This window comes from Sphaerisporangium sp. NPDC004334 (assembly GCF_053602655.1).
Map to the genome: position 1 here is coordinate 105,703 of NZ_JBSGDZ010000027.1, position 22,433 is coordinate 128,135.

A 22,433-nucleotide genomic window follows, 5' to 3' on the forward strand; every position below is an offset into this window, starting at 1 on the left:
CATATGAACACATGGATCGATTGCGGGCGATCATGGACGCCCTGATGACCGCGGACAGCGTGTCGGTCGCCGAGCTCGCGGCCCGGCACGGCGTCTCGGAGATGACCATCCGCCGCGACCTGGACGAGCTCGCCCAGCAGGGCGTGGTCCGCCGGGTGCGCGGCGGGGCCCAGAGCCTGCTGCTGCGCGGCGAGGAGCCGCCGTTCGGCGTGCGCGAGCACGAGGCGCCGGAGGCCAAGCTCCGCATCGCCGCCGAGGTCGCCGGCCTGCTCGCCGACGGAGAGGCGGTCGTGCTGGACGGCGGCACCACCGCTCTGGCGGTCGCCAGGGAGATCCGCGACCGCCGGCTCACCGTCCTCCCGCTGTCGGTGCAGGGCATCCAGGCTCTCAGCGACGCCCCCCGCGTACGGCTGGTCCTGCCCGGCGGCGAGGTGCGTCACGGCGAGCTCAACATCGGCGGCCCCCTGACCGTGAACACCATCGCCTCCCTGCGCTTCGACACCGCCGTCATCGGCTGCTGCGGACTGTCTGCCGAGCACGGGGTCACCGCGCACGCGCTGGACGACGTCGCGGTCAAGCAGGCCGCCATCGCCTCCGCCCGCCGGGTGGTCGTCGCCGCCGACTCGGCGAAGTTCCGCCAGACGGCCTTCGCCGCCGTCTGCCCGCCCGCCGCGGTCGACGTGCTGGTCACCGACGAGGGCATCCCCCGCGACCAGCGGGAGGCGTTCACCGCCGCCGGCGTCACCGTGCGCGTCGCCGCATGACGCTCACGCTCCACCGCGACGCCGGCCTGCGCGGCGCCCGCCTCGCGGTGTGCCTCGCGTTCCTGATCCCCGGGATGGCCATCGGCGTGTGGACCTCCCGCATCCCCGCGCTCAAGGAGGCGCTGGCGCTCGGCGACGGGCAGCTCAGCGTCGCCCTGCTCGCCATCGCGGCGGGCGCGCTCGCCGGGATGCAGCTCGTCGGGCGGCTGGTCGACCGGCTGGGCAGCGCCCGGGTCACCGTGCCGCTGGCCTTCGCCCAGGCCGCCGTCCTCCCTCTGCCCGCCCTCATGCCTTCCCTGGTCTCGCTCGCCGCCTCGCTGGCCGTGTTCGGCGCCGTCCACGGCATGCTCGACGTGGCGATGAACGCGCGCGCCGTCGAGGTGGAGCGGGCCTGGGGAGGGCCGCTGATGTCGTCCTTCCACGCCGTGTTCAGCATCGGGGGCTTCCTCGGCGCCGCGCTCGGCGGGCTGTCGGCGCACGCGGGCGTCGGCCCCCTGCCCGCCTTCGCCGCCGTCGGCGTCCTGCTCGCCGTGCTCGCCGCCCTGACCGCGCGCCGCCTGGCCGGCGGAACACGCGGCGGACGGGACCGGACGCCGGACGCCGCGCCCGAGCCGCTCCCCGGACGCGGGCGCGGGCTCGGGGGACGGCTCGGCGGGGTGCTGCTGCTCGGCCTGCTCGGGTTCTGCTGCATGGTCGGCGAAGGCGCCTCGGCCGACTGGGGCTCGGTCTACCTGCGCGAGCACCTCGGCAGCTCACCCGGCTTCGCCGCCGCCGCCTACGCCGCCTTCTCGATCGCGATGACCGCCGGCCGCCTGACCGGCGACCGCCTCGCGGCCCGCTTCGGCCCGGTGGCGCTCGTCCGCTGCTGCGGGACGCTGGCCGGCGTCGGCCTGGCCTCGGCGCTGCTGATCGGCGACCCGCTGGCCGGGGTGATCGGGTTCGGCTGCTTCGGCGCCGGTCTGTCGTGCATCGTCCCGCAGGTGTTCTCCGCGGCCGGCAACCGCGACCCGGCCCGCGCCGGGCAGGCGCTCGCCCGGGTGGCGAGCCTTGGATACCTGGGCTTCCTGACCGGGCCGGTACTGATCGGCGCCGCCGCCGAACTGCTGGACCTGCCGCGCGCCCTGGCCATCCCCGCCCTGCTCGCCCTCTTCGTCGCCCTGGCCGCCCCCGCCGTCCGTCCTCCTCGTCACTGACGACCCTCAGATGGGGTCGCCCTCGTCGCCGGGCAGGCTCGGGCCGGGTGAGACGGTGCCGCTGTCCCCCGGAGAGGGAACCGGTGACGGCTTGAGGGTGTCGTTGGGCGAGGGCAGCGGCGGCGGCGTCGGCACGAACATCGTCGGCGGCAGCGGCCGGGACGGCGGCGCGGTGTCGTCGTCGCGGCCCAGCAGCAGCCACGCGATCGCCCCGGTCAGCACCACCAGCACCACCAGGGCCGACAGCGCGGCCAGCACCGCGCGGCGGGTCTCGGTCAGGGGCGGCGCGGGCGGCGGCGGCTCCGGGACCGCCGGGGCGCGGTCGCCGAGCCAGTAGGGGACGAAGTCGGGCCCGTGGGTCTCCCCGATCAGCGTGCCGCTGACCAGCACCGACCGCAGGAACCACGCCGCGCCGACCCCGCCGGACGCGTACGGCACCGCCACCCAGGGCGCCGCGCCGTCGTCCATGGCGATGATCTGCGGCGCGCCGGCCGGCCCGCGGCCGCGGGCCCGCGCCATCCACCCGCGCACGCCGCCGCGCGCGGGCGCCGCCTGGCGGGCCGCCGCCAGGAACCGCTCGCGGGCCGCCGCGTCCAGCGCGGCGCCGCGGGTCAGCAGCGCGATGGACACCGCGCGCCCCTCGGCGTCCTGCGCCAGGTACACGAACCCGGTGGCGAGCGACTGCAGCCGCGCCTGCACGACGTAGGGACCCAGCCTGGGCGGGTCACCGTACTGGAGCGGAGTGGCCACGCAGCCATGAAAGCACACCACGACACCCGGCTCACCGCGACGGTGCCGTGCACCTTTGCGCCGTGTTTGATGGAATGGCCGCATGACCGTTGCCGAAGAGCGCAGTGACGGGTCCGGGCCGGACGACGGCGCCGACGCGGACCTCCGTCTCCTACAGCAGTCCCTCGCCGAGGTCCGCCGGGTGATCGTCGGCCAGGACCACATGATCGAACGGCTGCTGGTGGCGTTGCTGGCACGCGGTCACTGCCTGCTGGAGGGCGTGCCCGGCGTGGCCAAGACGCTGGCCGCCTCCACCCTGGCGACCGTGGTGGGCGGCACCTTCGCCCGCATCCAGTTCACTCCCGACCTGGTGCCCAGCGACATCGTCGGCACCCGGGTGTACCACCCCTCCAGTGAGAGCTTCGACGTCGAGCTCGGCCCGGTGTTCGTCAACTTCCTGCTCGCCGACGAGGTCAACCGGGCCCCGGCCAAGGTGCAGTCGGCGCTGCTGGAGGTCATGGCCGAGCGGCAGGTCACCCTCGCGGGGCGCACCCATCCGCTGCCGCGGCCGTTCATCGTGCTGGCCACCCAGAACCCCATCGAGTCCGAAGGGGTCTACCCGCTGCCGGAGGTGCAGCGCGACCGGTTCCTGTTCAAGGTCAGCGTCGCCCACCCGACCGCCGGCGAGGAGCTGGAGATCCTGCACCGCATGAGCGTCTCCCCGCCGCTGCCCTCCCAGGTGCTGGACCCGGCGCGGCTGATGGCGCTGCAGAAGCTCGCCGACCAGGTGTCGGTGCACCAGCTCGTCGCCGACTACGTCGTCCGCCTGGTCATGGCCACCCGCTCCCCCGCCGAGTACGGGCTGCGCGAGCTGGAGGAGGCCGTCGAGATCGGGGTGAGCCCGCGGGCCACGCTCGGCCTGGTGGCGGCCGGGCGCGGGCTGGCGCTGCTGCGCGGACGCGACTACCTGCTGCCCGACGACGTGCGCGACGTCGCCGTGGACGTCATGGGCCACCGCCTGATGCTGACCTTCGACGCACTGGCCGACGGCGTCGAGCCGGAGGACGTGGTGCGCCAGATCCTGGCCGCCGTGCCCCCTCCGCTCGTCGTGTGGAACCAGGCGCAGCGATGAGTCTCGCAACTGCCGACGACAGGATGGTGCACCAGTGAGCGGCGCGCACGCCCCCGCCACCGGGCGGGCGGCCGGCCCCGAGCACGCCCTGCGGCGCCTGGAGCTCACCGTGGTCCGCCGCCTGGACGGCCTGCTGCACGGGCAGCACCAGGGGCTGCTGCCGGGCCCGGGCAGCGAGCCCGGCGACAGCCGGGTGTACGTACCCGGCGAGGACGACGTGCGCCGCATGGACTGGTCGGTCACCGCCCGCACGACCGTCCCGCACGTCCGAGACCTGGTCGCCGACCGCGAGCTGGAGACGTGGGTGCTGGCCGACCTGTCCCCGAGCATGGACTTCGGCACCGCCGCGATGGAGAAGCGCGACCTGGTCGTCGCCACGGTGGGCGCCATCGGCTTTCTCACCAGCCGCATCGGCGACCGGTTCGGCGCCTATGTGATCCACGGCGACCAGGTGCACCGCCTGCAAGCCCGCACCGGCCGCCCGGCCATGTACGCGCTGCTGCAGACGCTGCTCGACGCCCCGCGCGGCGCCGCGGTCTCCGGCCCCACCCGCCTGGCCGAGGCCATCGACCTGATGGGAAAGGCGCGGCGCAAGCGGGGCCTGCGGGTGGTCGTCTCCGACTTCCTGGACCTCGGCAGGGACGGCGACCTTTCGACCGAGCGCGACTGGGAGCGGCCGATGCGCCGCCTGGCCGCCCGCCACCAGGTGCTGGCCGTGGAGGTGGTCGACCCGCGCGAGCTGGAGCTGCCCGACGTGGGCCTGGTCGCCCTGACCGACCCCGAGACCGGGCGCACCCGGGAGATCCACCTCACCCCGAAGGTCCGCCGCGCCTACGCCGAGGCCGCGGCGGCGCAGCGGGCGGCCAACCGGGTGGCGCTGCGCCGGTGCGGGGTGGGCCACCTGGTGCTGCGCACCGACCGCGACTGGGTGTACGACATCGTCCAGTACACCCTCAGGCACCGTCGCACCGCCCACCTGGCCGGTCGGCACCCCACCAGGAGGGCGGGCGCGTGACCTTTCTGTCTCCGGGATGGCTGTGGCTGTTCGCGGCGCTCGCGCTGATCGTGGCGGCCTACGTCTACACCCAGTTCGCCCGCCGCCGGTACGCGATGCGCTTCACCAACCTGGCGCTGCTCAGCCTGGTCGCGCCCGAGCGGCCCGGGTGGCGGCGCCACGTGCCCGCCGCGCTGTTCCTGCTGATGATGGCCCTGCTGATCACCGCCGCGGCCCGGCCGGCCGACGCGACGCGGGTGCCCAGGGACCGGGCGACGATCATCATCGCGGTGGACATCTCGCTGTCGATGGAGGCCGCCGACGTCTCCCCCACCCGGCTGGTCGCGGCCCAGCAGGCGGCCCAGCAGTTCGTCAAGGACCTTCCCGAGCGGTTCAACGTGGGCCTGGTCTCCTTCGCCCGCTCGGCCGCGGTGGTCATCTCGCCGACCACCGACCACCTGGCGGTGATCACCGCCATCGGCAACCTGTCCACCCGTCCGGGCACCGCGATCGGCGAGGCGGTGTTCAACTCGCTGGACTCGGTGCGCTCGTTCGACCAGCGCGCGGTGACCGACCCGCCGCCCTCGGCGATCGTGCTGCTGTCCGACGGCGACAACACCTCCGGCCGCTCGGTCAACGAGGCCATCCAGGCGGCGTCGGGCCTGCACGTGCCGGTCTCCACCATCGCCTACGGCACGCCGGACGGCACGGTGAGCATCGACGGGCGCGACGTGCAGGTGCCGGTCAACAAGACCACCCTGCAGTCGCTGGCGGACGGCACCAGCGGGCGGGCCTACACCGCCGAGTCGGGCGACGAGCTGCGCGAGGTCTACAGCCAGATCGGCAGCTCGCTGGGCTACCGCATCGTGCACCAGGAGGTCGGCCAGTGGTTCACCGTGGCCGGCGTCCTGGCCGGCCTGCTGGTGGCCGGGGCCGCCATGCTCCTCGGCGCCCGCCTCCCCTGACGGCGCCGGCGCCGGGCATAGCGGGGACCAGGTGACGGGCGTAGCCGGACCCGCGTAGCGGGAAGATCTGCGAACGACCCGCCATCGGCGCTCCAGGCGGGGACGGCGGAGCAGCGCCGTAGCACGGGCACCGCCGTGTGGTTGGTAACGTCTCTGCACGTGACGTCCAAGGGGGCACATTACTTCGACGAGCGGCCTGGCGCGGCCGCCCGGCCGGGCACGGTCGACGTCGTGCTGCCCGACCTGCACCTGCGCCTGGCCACCGACAGCGGCGTCTTCTCGCCCGGCCGGCTCGACCCGGGCACCCGGGTGCTGCTGGAGAGCGTGCCCGCGCCGCCGCGGGAGGGCGACCTGCTCGACCTCGGCTGCGGCTACGGGCCGGTGGCCCTCACCATGGCCTCCCGGGCGCCCGAGGCGACGGTGTGGGCGGTGGACGTCAACCGGCGCGCGCTGGAGCTGTGCGAGCGGAACGCCCAGAGCGCGGGCCTTTACAAAGTAAGAGCGGCCCATGTGGACGAGGTGCCGCGGCACGTGCGGTTCTCGGCGATCTGGTCGAACCCGGCCATCCGCATCGGCAAGCCCGCGCTGCACGCCATGCTCACCCGCTGGCTCGACCGGCTCACCGCCGACGGCACGGCCTACCTGGTGGTGCAGAAGCACCTCGGCTCGGACTCCCTGCAGCGGTGGCTCGGCGAACAGGGCTGGGAGGCGACGCGCGCGGCCTCCCGGTCGGCCTACCGCGTGCTGCGGGTCGCCCGGGGCGGCCGCACATCCCCAGGCGACGACGAGGAGCGATGAACGCCCAGATGAGCACAGGCACCCGCAGGCAGCTGCGCCCGACCGACGTCAAGCGGCTCAACCGCTCCTGGCGCCGGGGCACCGAGAACCGGCTGTCGCTGATCCTGGAGTCGGTGACGGGCCCGTTCAACGTCGGCTCGATCTTCCGCACCGCCGCCGCGTTCGGCGCCGACCAGCTCTGGCTGGCCGGAAACGCCATCCCGCCCACCAACCCCAAGGTGCAGAAGACCGCCCTCGGCACCGACCGGCTGGTGACCTGGCACGACCCCGTCCCCGCGCTGGAGGCGGTACGCGAGGCCAAGGACCACGGCTACACGGTGATCGCCGTCGAGCTGACCGGCGACGCGGTGCCGCTGCACCGGGCGAGACTCGGCCGCGACGTGTGCCTGGTGCTGGGCAGCGAGGACCACGGCTGCTCCCCCGCCGTGCTGGAGGCCGCCGACGAGGTGATCTACATCCCGCAGGTCGGCCGGGTCGGCTCGTTCAACGTGGGCGTCGCCGCCGCGATCGTGCTGGCCGAGGCCCGCCGCCAGGAGTGGGCCGCGGCCGACGCCTCCGGCGCCGCGCCCGACGGCGACATCGATTCCGATTCCGGCACCGAGGGCGACGGCGAGGACGCCGGCGGCACCTGACGGCCGCCCGCGGACCCGCCTCCCGCCGGCCCGCCGCCGGCACGTGACCGGCCATGGCGGAGACCCGTCGGCGGCACCTGACGGCCGCCGCGCGAGCCCGCCGCAAGCACCCGGCGGCCCGCGCGGGCCCGTCCCGATCGGGTGATCGACTCCTCTCCGCGCCGGGAGAAGTGGCTTCGTGACCCGAATGTTCATCCAGGTAGGCTGACGTGACAGCCTTACACAGGGGATACTCCTCGTCGTGCAACGCCGCTACCCGTTCCTGGACCATCCCGGACCGCTCGCCTTCGCCCACCGTGGCGGGGCCGCCGAAGGCCGGGAGAACACCATGGCCGCCTTCTCCCGGGCCGTCGAGATGGGGTACTCCTACCTGGAGACCGACGCCCACGCGACCGCCGACGGGGTGCTGCTGGCCTTCCACGACCACACCCTCGACCGGGTGACCGACCGCCACGGCAGGGTGGCCGAGCTGCCCTACCGCGAGGTGCGCCGGGCGCTCATCGGCGGCGTCGAGCAGATCCCGCTGCTGGAGGAGGTCCTCGGCACCTGGCCGGACGTGCGGGTCAACATCGACGTCAAGGAGGCCCCGGCGATCGGCCCGCTGGCCGAGGCGATCCGCCGCACCGCCTCCTACGACCGGGTGTGCCTGACCTCCTTCTCCGACATGCGCCTGGCCAGGGCCCGCATGGCGGTCGGCCGTCCGATCTGCTCGGCGCTCGGCCCGCGCGGGGTGGCCCGGCTGCGAGCCGCCGCCATGGGCTCCGGATACGGCCGGCTGCTCGGGGGCCTCGCCCGCGAGGGCGTCCCGTGCGCGCAGGTGCCGGTCGGGTTCCGCGGCGTGCGGGTCACCACCCGGGCGCTGGTCCGCACGGCCCACGCCCTCGGCATGCAGGTGCACGTGTGGACGGTGGACGACCCGCGGGTCATGGAGCGGCTGCTCGACCTCGGCGTGGACGGCATCATGACCGACAACATCTCCGGGCTGCGCGACGTACTGCGCGACCGGGGCCAGTGGCACCCGAGACGTCCCGCCGCCCACGCCTGAAGCTTCCCGCCGCCCCTTCCCTGGGGCGGCGGCCCGCCCTCCGCTCGCGCCGCCCCTCGCCCCCTCAAAGGGCGCCGGCCGGCAGTCCGCTCCTCCGTCCCCTTCGCGGCCCGGCGCCCGCCGCGGCGCCGCCCGCACCCCCTGTGACCCGTCAGGAGACCCCCATGAGCAGCACCTCCGTCGTCGCCGAAGACCCCCCAGAGTCGCGCAGGCGGGAGCAGCGGGGCTGGTACTGGTACGACTTCGCCAACTCCGGCTTCCAGACGACGGTCATCACGGTCTTCCTCGGCCCCTACCTGACCTCCCTGGCCGAGCGGGCCGCCGGCGGAGAGGAGGGGCTGGTCGGCTTCCTCGGCTTCGACGTGCGCGCCAAGGCGTACTTCTCGGCCGTCGTGACGGCGTCGGTGGTGCTGCAGATTCTGATCATGCCGATCGCCGGGGCGCTGGCCGACCACACCGGCCGCAAACGGGAGCTGCTCGGCCTGTTCGCCTACCTGGGCGCGGCCGCGACCCTCGGGTTCTACTTCGTCGCCGGAGACGCCTACCTGCTCGGCGGCGTGCTGTTCATCGTCGCCAACACCTCCTTCGGCGCCGCCATGGTCGTCTACAACTCCTTCCTGCCGCAGATCGCGGGCGCCGAGGAGCGCGACGCGGTCTCCTCGCGCGGGTGGGGGTTCGGCTACCTCGGCGGGTTCGCGCTGCTGGCGATCAACCTGGCGCTGTACCTGGGCAGCGGCATCGAGGAGGGGCTGGCCGTGCGCATCAGCCTGGCCTCCGCCGGCGTGTGGTGGGCGGTGTTCACCGTGATCCCGCTGCTGCGCCTGCGCAACCGCCCGGTGGGCACCCGCGACGCCACGCCCGCCAAGGCCGTGGCCGGCAGCTTCCGCCAGCTCGGCCGCACGCTGGCCGACCTGCGCCGCTACCCGCGCAGCCTGCTGTTCCTGCTGGCCTACCTCATCTACAACGACGGCGTGCAGACGGTGATCTCGTTCTCGGCGACCTACGCCGACCAGGAGCTCGGGCTGAACAAGACCGTGCAGATCACCGCGATCCTGGCGGTGCAGTTCTTCGCCTTCGGCGGCGCGCTGCTGCTCGGCCGGCTCGCCGGGCGGTTCGGCACCAAGCGCACGGTGCTGGTCAGCCTGGTGGTGTGGACCGGCGTGGTGGCGGTGTCGTACTTCCTGCAGAAGGGCGCGGCCGTGCAGTTCTACGCCATCGCCCTGATCATCGCGATCGTCCTCGGCGGCACGCAGGCCCTGTCGCGGTCGCTGTACTCGTTGGTGATCCCGGCGGGCAAGGAGGCGGAGTACTTCAGCCTGTTCGAGGTCAGCGACAAGGGCTCGGCGTTCCTGGGGTCGTTCACGCTCACGCTGGCGCTGCAGCTGACCGACAGCTACCGCTCGGCGATCCTGTCGCTGCTGGTGTTCTTCGTGGCCGGTTTCGCGTTGCTGCTGGCGGTGAACCTGCCCCGGGCCGTGCGCGAGGCGGGGAACGCGGTGCCCTCCCACCTGTAACCCCGCGGGGGCCGGGCGAGCGCCGCCCGGCCGGGGGGCGGGAAGATCGGCGGGTATCGAGGACCGCGCGAAATGGCGCGATTGGATCACCCTCAGGGTGGGAATCCATCCACGGTATCAAGCGTTGTAAGCCGTGGAGACCCACCCCTCACGATGGGGCCCTCAGGAGGCATTGAAACATGGGCGAGCGTGCACTACGCGGTACCCGTCTCGGAGCCACCAGCTACGAGAACGACCGCAACACCGATCTGGCCCCGCGCCAGGAGGTGCCTTACACCTGCCCGAAGGGCCATCGCTTCGACGTGCCCCTTGCCGCGGAGGCGGAGATCCCGGCGACCTGGGAGTGCCGTAGTTGCGGCGCCACCGCCCTACGGGTGGACGCCGAGCAGCCGCAGCAGAAGAAGGCCAAGCCGCCGCGCACCCACTGGGACATGCTACTGGAGCGCCGCACGATCGAGGACCTGGAAGAGGTGCTGAACGAGCGCCTGGCGATCCTTCGGGCACAACGGCGCAAGAGCGCCTGACCTACCGGCCGATGCCTCCGAGCCGCCCTCCGCGGGCGGCGCCGGGGGCATCGTTGTTCTCACCGGCCTTTCATCCGGCCTTCACCGGTCGTGTATCCGCTCACCGCGCCGCGGCGGCCTCGCGCCGTCGGACGGCGCCGCGCGGCACGAGGTGGACGGCCCTGCCGCGCAGGAACGGCGCCTCGAAGGGACGGGTGTCGAGGTCCCCGCCGCCGCTGAACACCTCAAGGCGCAGCTCGCGGCCGGGGCGGGGTCCGGCGTAGGCCAGGAAGAAGGACGGGTCGCTGAGCCGGCCCAGGTGGAGCAGCAGGTCGGCCTGGTCGGCGCCGGTTTCGGGGTCGACGCTCTGGGACGGGACGCCGGTGAAGCCCAGACGCCACTTGAAGCCGAACAGGCCCGGCTTGGCGACATGGCCGTAGATGTTGGGGTCCATCCCCAAGGTGAGCGTCGGGTAGCCGCGCTCTCTGGCCACCTGGGCGGCCGCCATGTAGAGCACTCTGGCCAGGCTGGACTCCCGGTGGCGCGGGCCGACCGCCGAGAAGCGCAGGTGGACGGCGGAAAGGTGCGGCCGCTGCCAGGCCAGGCAGCATCCGGCCAGCTCGCCGCCATCGTAGGCGCACACCGCGAAGTGCTCCCCCGCGTCGCGCATGAGCGCATCGCGCTGCTCGGCGGCGACGGCCCAGCCGTGCCGCATGCCGGCGACGCGCCCGGCGTACAGCGGCAGGAACGCCGCGAGCAGGCGCTCGTCCACCGGTTCGGCGCGCACCGTGAGCCCGTCGGAGGCGGCACGGCGCCGCGCCGTCCTGACGTTCTGGCGCTCCTTGGTGGACAGGCGGGCCAGGAACTCCTCCTCGCTTCCGCCCGTGGCGGCCGTCCAGGTGATCAGGAACGGCTTGGGCAGGAACCCGGCCCGGCGCAGCCGCGTCCACTCGGCCACGGGCGGGTCGGGCACCCGTACGACGTCCAGGCGCTCGCGGTGGGCCCGCCAGCCGCCCTCGAGGGCCTCGGCCGCGTCGACCAGGCCGATCCTGATGCCGCGGAACTCGGTGATCTCCATCGTCTCCCCAACCGCGCCGAGCAGGGCCGGCGCCTCGTGACCGGTGGTGTCAGGTTCCGGACCGCGCCGGCACGGCGGCCGTCCCGGCCCGTCCGGCCGCGGCGGGCCGGTCCTGCGCGGCCGCCGGCGGGCCGGGGGCGGCGGCCAGGTGGGCGCCGGCGCGGCGCAGCGGGCTCGCCAGGAACCCGACGGCCACGACGAGCTGGACGACGCCGAGCCCGGCGAACACCGGCGCGGCCCCCAGCCGGGCGGTCACCCACCCGCCGAGGACCGCCCCGAGCGGCACCGGCGTCCAGGACAGCACCTGGCCGACGGTGACCACCCGGGCCAGCATCCCGGCCGGCGCCAGGCGCTGCCGCAGCGTGCGCAGGTTGACCACGAAGAACATCCCGAGTCCCGAGCCGAGCGCCCACAGCAGCACGACCGCCGGGTAGGACTCCACGACGCCGATGCCGAACATGCACGCCGCGCCGCCGAAGAACGGCAGCAGGATGGCCCGCCCGGGGCCGAGGCGCCGCCCCAGCCGGTCGCTGAACAGCGAGAACAGCGCGGTGCCCGCGCCCGCCGACACGAACAGCCAGCTCACGGCGCTGTCGGCGGCCAGGTAGTGCTGCTTGGCCAGGGTCACGATCTGCTTCTCCGCCGTGGCGCCCACCAGGAGGTTGGTCAGCGCCAGCATGATCGCGCAGGCCCGCAGCACGGGGTGGCCGAAGACGAACCGGACCCCCTCGGCGATGGCCCGGCGCACCGGCTCGCGCCCGCCGCCCGCGACCCGCTCGGGCAGCGAGCGGCGCAGCCCGGCCAGGCAGCAGGCCGAGAAGGCGAACGTCGCCGCGTCCAGCAGCAGCGCGGTGGCGGCCGGCATGACCATCAGGCCGGCACCGGCCACCGCCGGGCCGAGGACCCCTGCCGCCGAGGAGGCGGCCGAGAGCCGGGCGTTGGCCGTGTCGAGCCGGTCGGGGCGCACCAGCGACGGCATGACCGCGAACTCGGCGGCGTTGAAGGCGATGGTGAGCGTCGAGGCGGCGAACCCGGTCAGGTAGATCCACCAGATCTCCAGCGCCCCCAGATGCGCCAGGACGGGGATGGAGGCGATGAGCGCGGTCCGCCCGGCGTCAGCGGCGATCATGACCGTGCGGCGGGAGAGCCGGTCCACGTAGGCGCCGATGACCAGGCCGAACAGCGGGTAGGGCAGGAACTCCACGGCCATCGTGATCCCCAGGTCGAGCGGGGACCCGGTGAGCCGCAGCACCAGCAGGGGGATCAGCACCAACGACACGGCCGAGCCGAGGGTGGAGACCGACTGGGCCACCAGGAACACCCGGTACGGCCTGCCCAGCCCGCCGCGGGCGTGCCGGGCCATCAGCCGAGGGTGTAGCCGAGGGCGGTGGCGACCGACTCGGTCTGCTTCTTGTGCTCCAGCTCGTGCAGGGACATGGCCCGGCAGATGTCCAGGACGGTCACCGTGCCGTCGCGGGTGTGCTCGCCGGAGTACTCCAGCTCCTCGGCGGTGATCTGGTCCAGTGCGGCGATCCACTCCTTGCGGCGGGACTCGAAGGCGGCCAGGCGGTCCTCGAGCGGCGTCCTGGCCCGGGCCAGCACCCGCTGCACCTCGGTCACGTCCATGTCCGGCAGGGTGACGCCCGGCTGGGTGAGCACCTGGAGCACGCGGGGCGCCATGATCGAGTCGGCGGCGATGACGTGCAGCGCGACCTCGGTGATCGTCCACTCGCCCGGCCCGGGGCGGGTGGCGGCGTCCTGGCCGACCATGCCGGCCGTGCGGCGCAGCTTGGCGGGGGTCTGGGAAAGGTCGGCCAGCAGCCCGGCCAGCTCCAGGGAGGCGGCGCGGCCGCCGGTGCGCATGCCGTAGGGGCGCCACTCGACAAGGGCGCTGTAGTGTTCGGCCGGCTCGACGGTGGACCACCCCTCGGGGTCCTTCCGGGCGGCCTCGTCGATGTCGTAGTAGTTGATCCAGGGGACGTATCCCGCGACCCGCCTGCCGTCCTGCTCAAGGACGCTGACCATGCTGGGCGTGGCCGGGCCGCCGCCGGGCCGCTGCTCCACGTCGATGTAGACGATCTTCTCGGTGGTGCCGCTGCCCGGCGACCTGCGCACGCCCATCAGCGTGCCGGTCATGGTGATCTCGGACATGGTGGCCATCACTCCCGTGCCTTGTCGGTGGTGAAGATGAACAGGGGGCGGGTCACCGCCCGGGCCGCGACCGCGGCGCCGGACGGAGGCACGCGCCGGGAGGGCCTTCAGGAGGCGCCGAGCGGGACGATCGCCGGCAGGCGGAAGAAGGTGTGGTATCGGGTGTCGGTGCTGCCGAGGTAGATGATCACGTCGTAGGGGTCGATCGGCTCCTCGCGCGGCTCCAGCCAGGTGGCCTGGAAGTGCTGCTCGACCAGCAGGCCGTCGCCGATCGCCTCGAACAGCTCCTCGCGGGTGTAGGCGCGCGTCTCGCGCTCGTCGGGGGTGCTGGTGAGGAAGCCGGAGAAGTACATGTCCTCGGGCAGTCGCCGGCCGGTGCGGGCGAACAGCTCGGTGGCCTTGCGGGCGGTCTCCTCGCTGTGGATCCAGTGGACGTCCTCGCCGCCGATCTTCAGGCACTCGCCTTCACTGGCGTTCTTGCGGTTGACGAAGATCGGATTGCAGTCGACCCGGTGCTCCTTCTTGATCGCCATGACGACCTCGAGGTGCGTGCTCTCGGGGAGTCGCTCCAGCTCGTGGCGGGCGATCTCGAACCCGTAGCTGATGTGCAGGTGCGGCAGGTGCTCGTGCAGGTGCTCCTCGAGGTTCTCGAAGGGCGCGTGCGGCATGTGGGTCGCGACGGGGGTCTCCCGCCCCGGCAGGTCGAAGATGCCTCCGAACGGGGGCAGACAGGGCCGGATGATCAGGTCGGGCTCGGCCAGAGCGGTCGTCATTGCCTCACTCCATTCCCTTGGCGCCGGCGACGGCCGGCGGTTCCCCACCGCCTAGGCCGGGCCTGCGGGCTCACCCCGGCGGCGGCCATCGGCGATGGCCGGGCGCGGCGCCGGGACGGGATGATCGCAAGGTGCCCGCCGGGCGCGCGCGGGCACGCCTGTCACGGCGTGCGCGATGGTCGGGTGCGAGGGCCGGCCGTTCCCCGTCCGGCGGCGGTTGGATCTCTGGAGTGTCGCAGTCGCCCGCCGGAGGGTCGAGACGCCGTAGGGGGCTAAGGGCCCGAAGTGGGGTACCCCACCCCAAGCCAGGCATGGGGTGGGGCACCCTGGCTCAAGCCGCCGGGCATGGGTCGGAGCCCCCGGCCGGAGCCACGGGGTCTCGGAGCCACCTCGGCCGGAGCCGGGCGCGGGTCAGCGGGGAGGGCGTTCGGCGCCGTCGTCGGCGGGGCGCGGGGCTCCGGGGGCCAGGCGCGGGCCGGAGGCGGCGTCGCGGGGACGCTCGTGCTCCTCGACGACCTGGCCGCTGACCACGCGCGCCCCGTCCGGGCGCCGCGCGGACCCGCCGGGAGCGCCGCCGGAGAACATCACGCCGAACGGCGAGGCCGACGCCATCGCGCGCACGCGGCGGCCGAGGAACCAGCCCAGGCCGCGGCGGGCCAGCGGACGGGTGAAGGGCAGGATCAGGAAGAAGCCCAGCACGTCGGACAGGAAGCCCGGCGTCACCAGCAGGGTGCCGCCCGCGACGACGAGCGCACCGTCGGCGAGCTCGCGCTCGGGCATCCGCCCGGACTCAAGGGCCTGCCGCAGCGCCCGCCAGGCGCGCCGGCCCTCCCGGCGGACGAGCCAGGCGCCGATCAGGCTGTCCAGGATGAGCAGCCCGACGGTCTGCCAGCCGCCGATCACCTGGCCGATCTGGATGAGCACCCAGATCTCCAGCACCGGCACGACGAGGAACGTCAGGAACAGAACGACACGCAGCATGGCCACACACCACCTCTCGACCTAGAACGTCCGGCCATCCCCGAGGGTTCCCGAGGACCATCGGGCGCGCCCCGGGCGGGGGCCGACAGGACAGGCCCCGCCGGGGGTCGCCGGCGTCCCTGGGGTCAGCGGGAGCGGCGCAGGCGGCGGGGCAGCGAGGCCAGGCCCCACACGGTGACCAGCCACAGGGCCTCGGCGAAGACGGCGCGGCTCATCTTGCTGGCCCCGGCCGTGCGCTCGACGAAGGTGATCGGCACCTCGGCGACCCGCAGGCCCTGCCGCACGGTGCGCAACGTCAGGTCGACCTGGAAACAGTAGCCCTGGGACTGCACCTCGTCCAGTGCGATCTTCTCCAGCGCGGAGGCGCGGTAGGCGCGGAACCCGGCCGTGGTGTCGTGCGTCGGCACGCCGAGCATGAGGCGGACGTAGATGTTGGCGCCCTTGGACAGGGCCTTGCGCGAGGCCGGCCAGTTGACCAGCTCGCCACCGGGCACGTAGCGGGACCCGATGACCAGGTCGGCCCCCTGCGCCAGGGCGTCCAGCAGCCGGGGCAGCTCCTCGGGGCTGTGGGAGCCATCGGCGTCCATCTCCACCAGGACGTCGAACCCCTCGGCCAGACCCCAGCGGAACCCGGCGATGTAGGCCGCGCCGAGGCCCTGCTTGCCCGGGCGGTGCAGCACGTGGACGTGGTCGTCCTCGGCGGCGAGCCGGTCGGCGATCTCCCCCGTGCCGTCGGGGCTGTTGTCGTCGGCGACCAGCAGGTGCGCCTCGGGCACCGCCGCCCGCAGCCGCTCGATGATCATGGGAAGGTTCTCGCGCTCGTTGTACGTCGGCACGATGACGAGTACCCGCCCGAGAATCCGCTCCATCACCCATCCTCTTCGTCGGAACTGTCGTGTTCTGGCGTGGGACGCCGCCGGAGGGCGGCGACCAGGGAGCCCGCCGCGATGAGCACCAGCGCCCATTCGGGCGCCGCTCCCACCCGCGTCGCGATCGTCTCGCCGGTGCGGACGGGTACGGTCACCACCGCCATGTCGGCCACGCGTTCGGCGGTCTGCCAGCGCACCTGCCCATCGGGGTCGACATATGCCGAGATGCCGGTCGTCGCGGCGGTGATCACCGCGCGATTGTGCTCCACCGCCCGCAGCCGGGACATGGCGAGCTGCTGCGGTGGCAGATTGGTGAGCGCGTAGGTGGCGTTGTTGGTCTGCACGACCAGGGGCGTGGCGCCCGTGCGGACGGTGCTCCGCACGATGCCGTCGAAGGCGACCTCGTAGCACTCGACGGCGCCGACCGTCACCGGGCCCATCTTCAGATCGCCCTCGCGGTCGCCCGGGAGCGACTGGAGACCCACCAGCTCGACGCGCTTGATGAACTTCTGCAACAGGTCCTTGAAGGGGACGAACTCCCCGAACGGGACGAGCTTCCGCTTGTCATAGTAGGCGCCCGGCCCGGTGGCGGGATCCCAGACGATGCCCCGGGTGTAGCGGTGCAGACCGTCGGGGGCGCGCACCACGGCCCCGACGAGCACCGGCACCCCGATGTCGCGCACCGCGCCGTCGATCACCGTACGGGCGTAGGAGCTCTGGTAGGGGTCGATGTCGGTGGAGTTCTCCGGCCAGATCACGATGTCGGGCCGCTCCACCTTGCCCGCGCGCACGGCCTCGGCCAGGTCGTGGGTCTTGTCGGCGTGGTTGCGCAGCACGACGGCCGGTTCGTCGCCGAGGAAGCCCATGCCCGTGCCGGGAACGTCGCCCTGGATCACCCCGACCCGGATGGTGCGCGCCGCCTCCGCCCCCGGGCGCGGCACCGCGTACCCCAGCAGCGGCACCGCCACGGCCCCCGCCAGAGCCCACACCGCGGGCCGCGCGGCGCTCCGGAGGAACGCCGCGAGCCCGCCGGACAGTAACGCACCGCACAGGGCGACGGTGAAAGTTACAAGCGGAGCACCCCCCAGAGCGGCGTACGGGGTGAACGCCGAGCCGCCCTGGCTGAACGCCACCCGGACCCAGGGGAACCCGCCGAGCGGGAATGCCCCCCTTGCCCACTCTTGTGCCACCCACAGGGCCGCCACCCACAGCGGCCAGGACCGCAGCCTGGTCACCAGGGCCACCCCGGCCGACATCACGGCGAAGAACAGGCTCTCCACGGCCACCAGCAGCAGCCACGCGTCGTCCCCGATGGGACGCACCCAGGTCAGCGCGGGCAGCAGGAACGCCGCGCCCCCCGCGTACCCCAGCACGGCGGCCCGCCGCACTCCCGCCCCGCGCACCGCCAGGGTCAGCAGCGCGACGCCGACCGGCGCCAGAAACCACAGGTCAATGGGGGGAAAGGCCAGGAAGAGCAGCACGCCGCCGAGCGGTGCGGCGCCTGACCGCCACAAAGCACGCGAAGCCGACAGCACGCCGGAAGGGGCCGGCGCCCGCTCGATGTCCTGCACAGTGGGGTGGGCCACAGGGGCGGGTCTTCCTTCGGGGTCTTCGGTAACCCCCGAACGCTACCGCCCAGCGCTCCGCGCTCCAACCGCCGGGCATCCGCGGCGGCGAAAGATCACGCATGGTGATCCCTGGGCCTCCCCCGTCGGGCGGGAACCCAGGAACCACGCTGCGACTCTGGCACGAGACGGGAAGAGGGCCCGGACGACCCTTCGGACCGGATCCGTCCCGTCGGCGGCGAGCGCGGAATTCCGTTGTCTACTGGGTGTCCAGGCCCCTCCCGGGTCCAACCCCCCACCCGGCTGGGGTGCCCCGACTCGACGGAACGCCGGCGCTGCGCCTGGCTGAGCAGACGGAGTCGTGCTCCGTCATGACGCAGAATCCGACGATGTCTGAAGACGGCCAACCGGTAGTCCCGTGCTGGACTGTCCAGCAAACTACCGACCTCAGCTCAGATGTCAACCGTGTCCCGATCAGCGGAAACACCAAGTTTTCGCAGCTAGGACAGGAGACGTGAGTACCCGTCAATGCCCCCATGTGGTCGTTAAGCCGGTCAGAGGCGGTCTCCCCCGCGACGGTCCGGCCTCCATCCCGCCCCCGCGCGAGCACCCGCTCAAAGGCGCCCGAACCCCGCGCGAGCGAAGCGAGCGCAAAGGAACACAACCTAGGGGGAGGGGATCCTTTCGCAGCGGGACAGGGCGGGGGGCAGGTCGCCGGTGTGCAGGACGCCGAGGCGGCTGGTGGCGCGGGTGAGCGCCACGTACAGATCGCTCGGGCCGCGCGGCGACTCGGCGAGGATCTCGGCCGGCTCGGCGATGAGCACCGCGTCGAACTCCAGGCCCTTGGCGTCGGCCACGGTGAGCACGACGACGGGGGCCTCGAGCGCGCCGGGCACCGGGCCCGCGACCGCGCCTGGCACGGCCGAGGTGACGGCCTCCCCCAGTTCGGCGGCGCGCGAGGCGGGGACGATGACCGCGAGCCGGCCGCCCTCGACGATCTCACCGGCCGCGATCGGCCCGATCTCGCGCGCGGCGGCCAGCTTCCTGGCCCACGGCGGCACTCCGGTCTCCCGCACCGAGTCGGGCGCCTTGAGGTCGGGGCCGACGAGAGTGAGGACGTCGGCGGCCACGGCCATGAGTTCGACCGGGGTGCGGTAGTTGACGGTCAGCGTCTCCTCGCGCCAGCGCCCCCGCGCGTAGGGGTCGAGCACCTGGCCCCAGGAGGCGGCGCCCGCGGCCGACCCGGTCTGGGCGATGTCCCCCACGATGGTCATGGAGCGGTTGGGGCTGCGGCGCATGAGCATCCGCCAGGCCATGGGAGACAGTTCCTGGGCCTCGTCGACGATGATGTGCCCGTAGGCCCAGGTGCGGTCGCCCGCGGCGCGCTCCGCGGTGGTCAGGTAGTTCTCGTCGCCCCGGTGCCGTGCGGCCAGGCGCTCCGCGTCGATCATGTCGGACATGCCGGTCAATTCCAGCACTTCGCGGGCGTAGGTGAGCTCGGAGTCGCGCTCGGCCTCCTCGGCGCGCCGGGCGGCGGCGAGCTCCTCCTCGGCCTGCATGGCGGTGGCCCGCAGCACCTGGGGGTCGATGTCGCCGAGCAGCTCGGCGGCCTCGTCCAGCAGCGGCACGTCGGCCTCGGTCCAGGACGCGCCGCCACGGGGCGTCTCGCGGAACAGGATGTCCTGCTCGGCGTCGCTCAGCCCGGCGTAGGCCATGCGCGGGCGGGATCCGAACAGGCCGATGAGCAGTTGCTGGGGGGTGAGGTAGGGCCACAGGCGGTTGAGCGCGCTCTTGACCGCCGGCTCGGTGCGCAGGTCCTCGCGCAGGTCGGCGAGCTCGTCCTCCTCCAGCATGCCGCGGCCGAGCGCCTTGGCGGCCTGCTTGGCCAGCACGTTGAGCACATGACGGACGAACACCGCCCTGGCCTGGTTGTGCGGGCGGCGGCTGCGCACCGCACGGCTCTTGGCCGCCTCGCAGGTGCGCTGGTCCAGGCGCAGGGTGAAGTTGCCCATGGGGATGTCGACCGGCTCGCGGGGAACGCGCTGGCGGTCGCGCAGCGCCCGCGCCACCACCTCGGCCATGCGGGCCGACCCTTTGATCGCGGCCGCCGGCGCGGACTCGCGGGCGGTGGCGGTGATCCCCGGGTACAGCTCGCCGACGGTGGACAGCAGCACGTCGGTCTCGCCCAGCGAGGGGAGCACCTGCTCGATGTAGCGCAGGAAGGTGAGGTTGGGGCCGACGATGAGCACGCCCCGGCGCGCCAGCCGCTCGCGGTGGGTGTAGAGCAGGTACGCGGCGCGGTGCAGCGCCACGACGGTCTTGCCGGTGCCCGGGCCGCCCTGGACGACCAGCACGCCGTTGAGGTCGCTGCGGATGACGCGGTCCTGCTCGGCCTGGATGGTGGCGACGATGTCGCGCATACGCCCGGTGCGCTTCTCGTCCAGCGCGGCGAGCAGGGCGGCCTCGCCGTTCAGGGTGGCCCGGTCGGCCTCGCTCAGCCGGTCCAGGTCCAGCAGGTCGTCGTCGAGGCCGATCACCCGCCGTCCCTTGGTCTGCAGGTGGCGCCTGCGGGTGACGCCCATGGGCGCGGCGGGGGTGGCCCGGTAGAACGGCTGGGCGACCGGGGCGCGCCAGTCGATGAGCAGGCGGGCCTGGTCGTCGTCGGAAAGGCCCAGCCGGCCGATGTAAAGGGGCCCTTCCTGCGCCAGGTCGAGCCGCCCGAAGCACAGGCCGTTCTCGACGGCCCACAGCCGGGCGAGGCGTTCGGCGTACATTCCGGCGAAGGAGTCGCGTTCGGAGCGGTTCTGGTGGGTGCCGCCGCCGCCCTGCGCGAGCACCTCGTCGAGCTGCCCGCGGGTGCGTGCGCGCAGCACGTCGAGCCGCTCGTAGAGCGCGCCGACGTAAGTCTGCTCCTTTACGAGCTCTATTTGACGAGAAGCCCCTGCTTCATTATTATTGGTGGTAATGTGAAACTCCGGGCCTTTATGCGCTTTATGGTGAATAAGAGGACAAGGGCCCAGAATAGCAGACCGGCCACCGGCCACCAGTTCTCCCGCGCCGCCCTCCGAGGCGGCGTTCGTGCTTTCCGGCCGCCCACCCGCGCGACCCTCGCCGCGAACCTCCTTGTCACAGCTTGGTAGCGCCTCTTGACCAGGCGCGGGGCCACGGCTGTACGTTCTCTCTTAGTTAGGAAACCTTCCTAACTCCAGGACGCGGCCGCCGCCATGCCGGAAGGTCCGCGACCGCCGCCCGAACGGGGAGGGAGCCCGTGCCCAGCACGAACACGGACGCGCGACCGGGAAGGCCCCGCCTGCTGCGGGAGATCAACGACCGCGCCGCGCTGCGGGTCATGCTGGAACGCGGGCCGCTCACCCGCCCCGAGCTCGGCGCGCTCACCGGCCTGTCCAAGCCCACGGCCTCCCAGTTGCTGGCTCGCCTGCGCACCGCGGGCCTGGTCGTGCTGGACGGGGTGCGCGAGGGCATGCCGGGCCGCACGGCCGAGCTGTACCGCATCAATCCGGCCGCCGCCCACGTCGCCGCGCTCGACGTCACCCGCACGCGCATCGCCGCCTCCGTGGCCGACATCACCGGCACGGTGCTCGCCGAGCACGTCCACCCCACCCCGGGCCGCAGCGGCGGCGACGTGGTGGCCAAGGTGCGCGCCGCCGCCGAGGGCGCCTGCCACGCGGCGGGCATCGCCGTCGACGACCTGCACCGGGTGGTGATCGGCATCCAGGGAGCGGTCGACCCGGCCACCGCCCGCCTCGGGTACGCGGCCCACATCCCCGGCTGGCACATCCCCGACCTGGTGGGAACGCTCCGCGCGGGTCTCGGCGTGGCGGTGGACGTCGAGAACGACGTCAACCTGGTCGCCCTGACCGAGCGAGCCCACGGCGTCGCCCGCGGCCACGCCGACTTCGTGCTGCTGTGGGCCGACGAGGGGATAGGAGCCGCGCTGGTGCTCGGCGGCCGGCTGCACCGGGGCGCGACCGGCGGCGCGGGCGAGGTCGGGTACATGCCCATCGCCGGCGCCCCGACCGCCAAGCAGACCGGCAAGCGGGGCGACCACGGGTTCCAGTCCCTGGCCGGCGGCCCCGCCGTGCTGCGGATGCTGCGCTCCCACGGCCTGCGCGGCGGCGACCCGGCCCGCGCCGTGCGCGCCGCCGTGCGGGACGCCGCCCGGGGCGGCGAGGCCGGCGAGCGGGCCTGCCGCGGGCTGCGCGAGCTCGCGTCGCGTCTGGCCGTGGGGCTCGCGCCGATCGTCGCGGTGGCCGACCCCGAGATCGTCGTGCTGACCGGCGGCATGCTGCTGGCCGGCGGCGAGGCGCTCGCCGGGCTCGTGGAGGAGGAACTGCACGCGCTCACCCTGCCCCGCCCGCCGGTGCGGCCGTCCGCCGTCGAGGGCAACCCCGTGCTGACCGGCGCCCTCGGCCTCGCCCTGTCCACCGCCCGCGACGAGGTCTTCGGCTCGGCCGTCACCGCCTGAGCCCCCGTCCGTTCCGTCGTCCACCCCTCCACCGCCTTCGTCCCCGGCCCGCCGACCGTCGTCCACCCACTCCACCGCCTTCGTCCCCCGCCGGCCTGCCCTTCCGCCGTTCCCGACCCCTTCCGTCCGTTGTCCGCCCAGCCCCGGGGGGGGGGGGGGGGCCCCCCCGGGCGCGGGGGGGGGGGGGGGGCGCCCCCCCCCCCCCCCCCCCCCCCACCACCCCCCAAACAAAAAAAAAAAACACCAAAACAAAAACAAAAA

The 22,433-nt window shown here is 73.7% G+C and carries 20 protein-coding genes; 11 read left to right on the plus strand and 9 right to left on the minus strand.

The genetic code is table 11. From position 1 onward, the window contains the following. Window positions 1–11 precede the first annotated feature (11 nt). Both ACWEN6_RS30950 and ACWEN6_RS30955 read left to right on the plus strand, forming a co-directional pair. The gene (locus ACWEN6_RS30950) at window positions 12–764 is read left to right on the plus strand and encodes a DeoR/GlpR family DNA-binding transcription regulator (RefSeq protein ID WP_452575173.1); all 753 of its coding nucleotides are present in this window, start codon (window positions 12–14) and stop codon (window positions 762–764) included. Continuing rightward, a complete protein-coding gene (locus ACWEN6_RS30955; RefSeq protein WP_452575175.1) occupies window positions 761–1,957 on the plus strand; it encodes an MFS transporter in 1,197 nt (398 codons plus the stop codon). Before ACWEN6_RS30950 ends, ACWEN6_RS30955 begins: the two co-directional genes overlap by 4 nt. 6 nt (window positions 1,958–1,963) lie before the next feature. Here ACWEN6_RS30955 and ACWEN6_RS30960 read toward each other — a convergent pair whose 3' ends face one another. Then, a complete protein-coding gene (locus ACWEN6_RS30960; RefSeq protein WP_452575177.1) occupies window positions 1,964–2,707 on the minus strand; it encodes a hypothetical protein in 744 nt (247 codons plus the stop codon). An 82-nt stretch (window positions 2,708–2,789) separates the two neighbouring features. Between ACWEN6_RS30960 and ACWEN6_RS30965 the strand changes: the two genes are divergently transcribed. The 8 genes from ACWEN6_RS30965 (at window position 2,790) to ACWEN6_RS31000 (ending at window position 10,290) form a co-directional block, all read left to right on the plus strand. Continuing rightward, window positions 2,790–3,818, plus strand: a complete 1,029-nt coding sequence (locus tag ACWEN6_RS30965; RefSeq protein ID WP_452575179.1) for an AAA family ATPase — start codon at window positions 2,790–2,792, stop codon at window positions 3,816–3,818. Window positions 3,819–3,852: 34 nt separating this feature from the next. Then, a complete protein-coding gene (locus ACWEN6_RS30970; protein WP_452575181.1) occupies window positions 3,853–4,833 on the plus strand; it encodes a DUF58 domain-containing protein in 981 nt (326 codons plus the stop codon). Then, the gene (locus ACWEN6_RS30975) at window positions 4,830–5,777 is read left to right on the plus strand and encodes a VWA domain-containing protein (protein ID WP_380828221.1); all 948 of its coding nucleotides are present in this window, start codon (window positions 4,830–4,832) and stop codon (window positions 5,775–5,777) included. The genes ACWEN6_RS30970 and ACWEN6_RS30975 overlap by 4 nt, the downstream gene beginning before the upstream one ends. A gap of 159 nt (window positions 5,778–5,936) precedes the next feature. Continuing rightward, window positions 5,937–6,575 (plus strand): class I SAM-dependent methyltransferase, encoded by a 639-nt coding sequence (locus tag ACWEN6_RS30980; RefSeq protein ID WP_452575183.1) that lies wholly within the window; start codon window positions 5,937–5,939, stop codon window positions 6,573–6,575. 8 nt (window positions 6,576–6,583) lie between these two features. Further along, window positions 6,584–7,207 (plus strand): RNA methyltransferase, encoded by a 624-nt coding sequence (locus tag ACWEN6_RS30985; protein ID WP_452575185.1) that lies wholly within the window; start codon window positions 6,584–6,586, stop codon window positions 7,205–7,207. A gap of 241 nt (window positions 7,208–7,448) precedes the next feature. Beyond that, window positions 7,449–8,252, plus strand: coding sequence for a glycerophosphodiester phosphodiesterase (locus ACWEN6_RS30990; protein WP_354853308.1), 804 nt, complete (start codon window positions 7,449–7,451; stop codon window positions 8,250–8,252). A 164-nt stretch (window positions 8,253–8,416) separates the two neighbouring features. After that, window positions 8,417–9,766, plus strand: coding sequence for an MFS transporter (locus ACWEN6_RS30995; RefSeq protein ID WP_452575187.1), 1,350 nt, complete (start codon window positions 8,417–8,419; stop codon window positions 9,764–9,766). Between the two features lie 179 nt (window positions 9,767–9,945). Next, window positions 9,946–10,290, plus strand: a complete 345-nt coding sequence (locus tag ACWEN6_RS31000; protein WP_184981820.1) for an RNA polymerase-binding protein RbpA — start codon at window positions 9,946–9,948, stop codon at window positions 10,288–10,290. Window positions 10,291–10,390: 100 nt separating this feature from the next. Here ACWEN6_RS31000 and ACWEN6_RS31005 read toward each other — a convergent pair whose 3' ends face one another. The 8 genes from ACWEN6_RS31005 to ACWEN6_RS31040 all read right to left on the minus strand — a co-directional run bounded on the left by ACWEN6_RS31005 (window position 10,391) and on the right by ACWEN6_RS31040 (window position 20,559). Further along, window positions 10,391–11,347, minus strand: a complete 957-nt coding sequence (locus ACWEN6_RS31005) for a GNAT family N-acetyltransferase (RefSeq protein ID WP_452575189.1) — start codon at window positions 11,345–11,347, stop codon at window positions 10,391–10,393. A gap of 49 nt (window positions 11,348–11,396) precedes the next feature. Continuing rightward, window positions 11,397–12,710, minus strand: a complete 1,314-nt coding sequence (locus tag ACWEN6_RS31010; protein ID WP_452575191.1) for an MFS transporter — start codon at window positions 12,708–12,710, stop codon at window positions 11,397–11,399. Further along, window positions 12,710–13,498, minus strand: coding sequence for a DinB family protein (locus ACWEN6_RS31015; RefSeq protein ID WP_452575193.1), 789 nt, complete (start codon window positions 13,496–13,498; stop codon window positions 12,710–12,712). Before ACWEN6_RS31015 ends, ACWEN6_RS31010 begins: the two co-directional genes overlap by 1 nt. Before the next feature lie 107 nt (window positions 13,499–13,605). Further along, a complete protein-coding gene (locus ACWEN6_RS31020) occupies window positions 13,606–14,271 on the minus strand; it encodes a hypothetical protein (protein ID WP_452575195.1) in 666 nt (221 codons plus the stop codon). A 411-nt stretch (window positions 14,272–14,682) separates the two neighbouring features. Beyond that, window positions 14,683–15,252: an FxsA family protein gene (locus tag ACWEN6_RS31025; protein WP_452575197.1), complete on the minus strand. Its 570-nt coding sequence runs from the start codon at window positions 15,250–15,252 to the stop codon at window positions 14,683–14,685. 125 nt (window positions 15,253–15,377) lie between these two features. After that, complete coding sequence (locus tag ACWEN6_RS31030; RefSeq protein ID WP_354853295.1) at window positions 15,378–16,121, minus strand: polyprenol monophosphomannose synthase; 744 nt, start codon at window positions 16,119–16,121, stop codon at window positions 15,378–15,380. After that, window positions 16,121–17,707, minus strand: a complete 1,587-nt coding sequence (gene lnt / locus ACWEN6_RS31035; protein ID WP_452575199.1) for an apolipoprotein N-acyltransferase — start codon at window positions 17,705–17,707, stop codon at window positions 16,121–16,123. Before lnt ends, ACWEN6_RS31030 begins: the two co-directional genes overlap by 1 nt. A gap of 644 nt (window positions 17,708–18,351) precedes the next feature. Next, a complete protein-coding gene (locus tag ACWEN6_RS31040) occupies window positions 18,352–20,559 on the minus strand; it encodes a HelD family protein (RefSeq protein WP_452575201.1) in 2,208 nt (735 codons plus the stop codon). A gap of 395 nt (window positions 20,560–20,954) precedes the next feature. On the opposite strand from ACWEN6_RS31040, the gene ACWEN6_RS31045 reads away from it, so the two are divergent. Continuing rightward, entirely contained in the window at window positions 20,955–22,172 is a 1,218-nt protein-coding gene (locus ACWEN6_RS31045) for an ROK family transcriptional regulator (RefSeq protein WP_354853290.1), read from the plus strand. The last annotated feature ends 261 nt before the right edge of the window (window positions 22,173–22,433 follow it).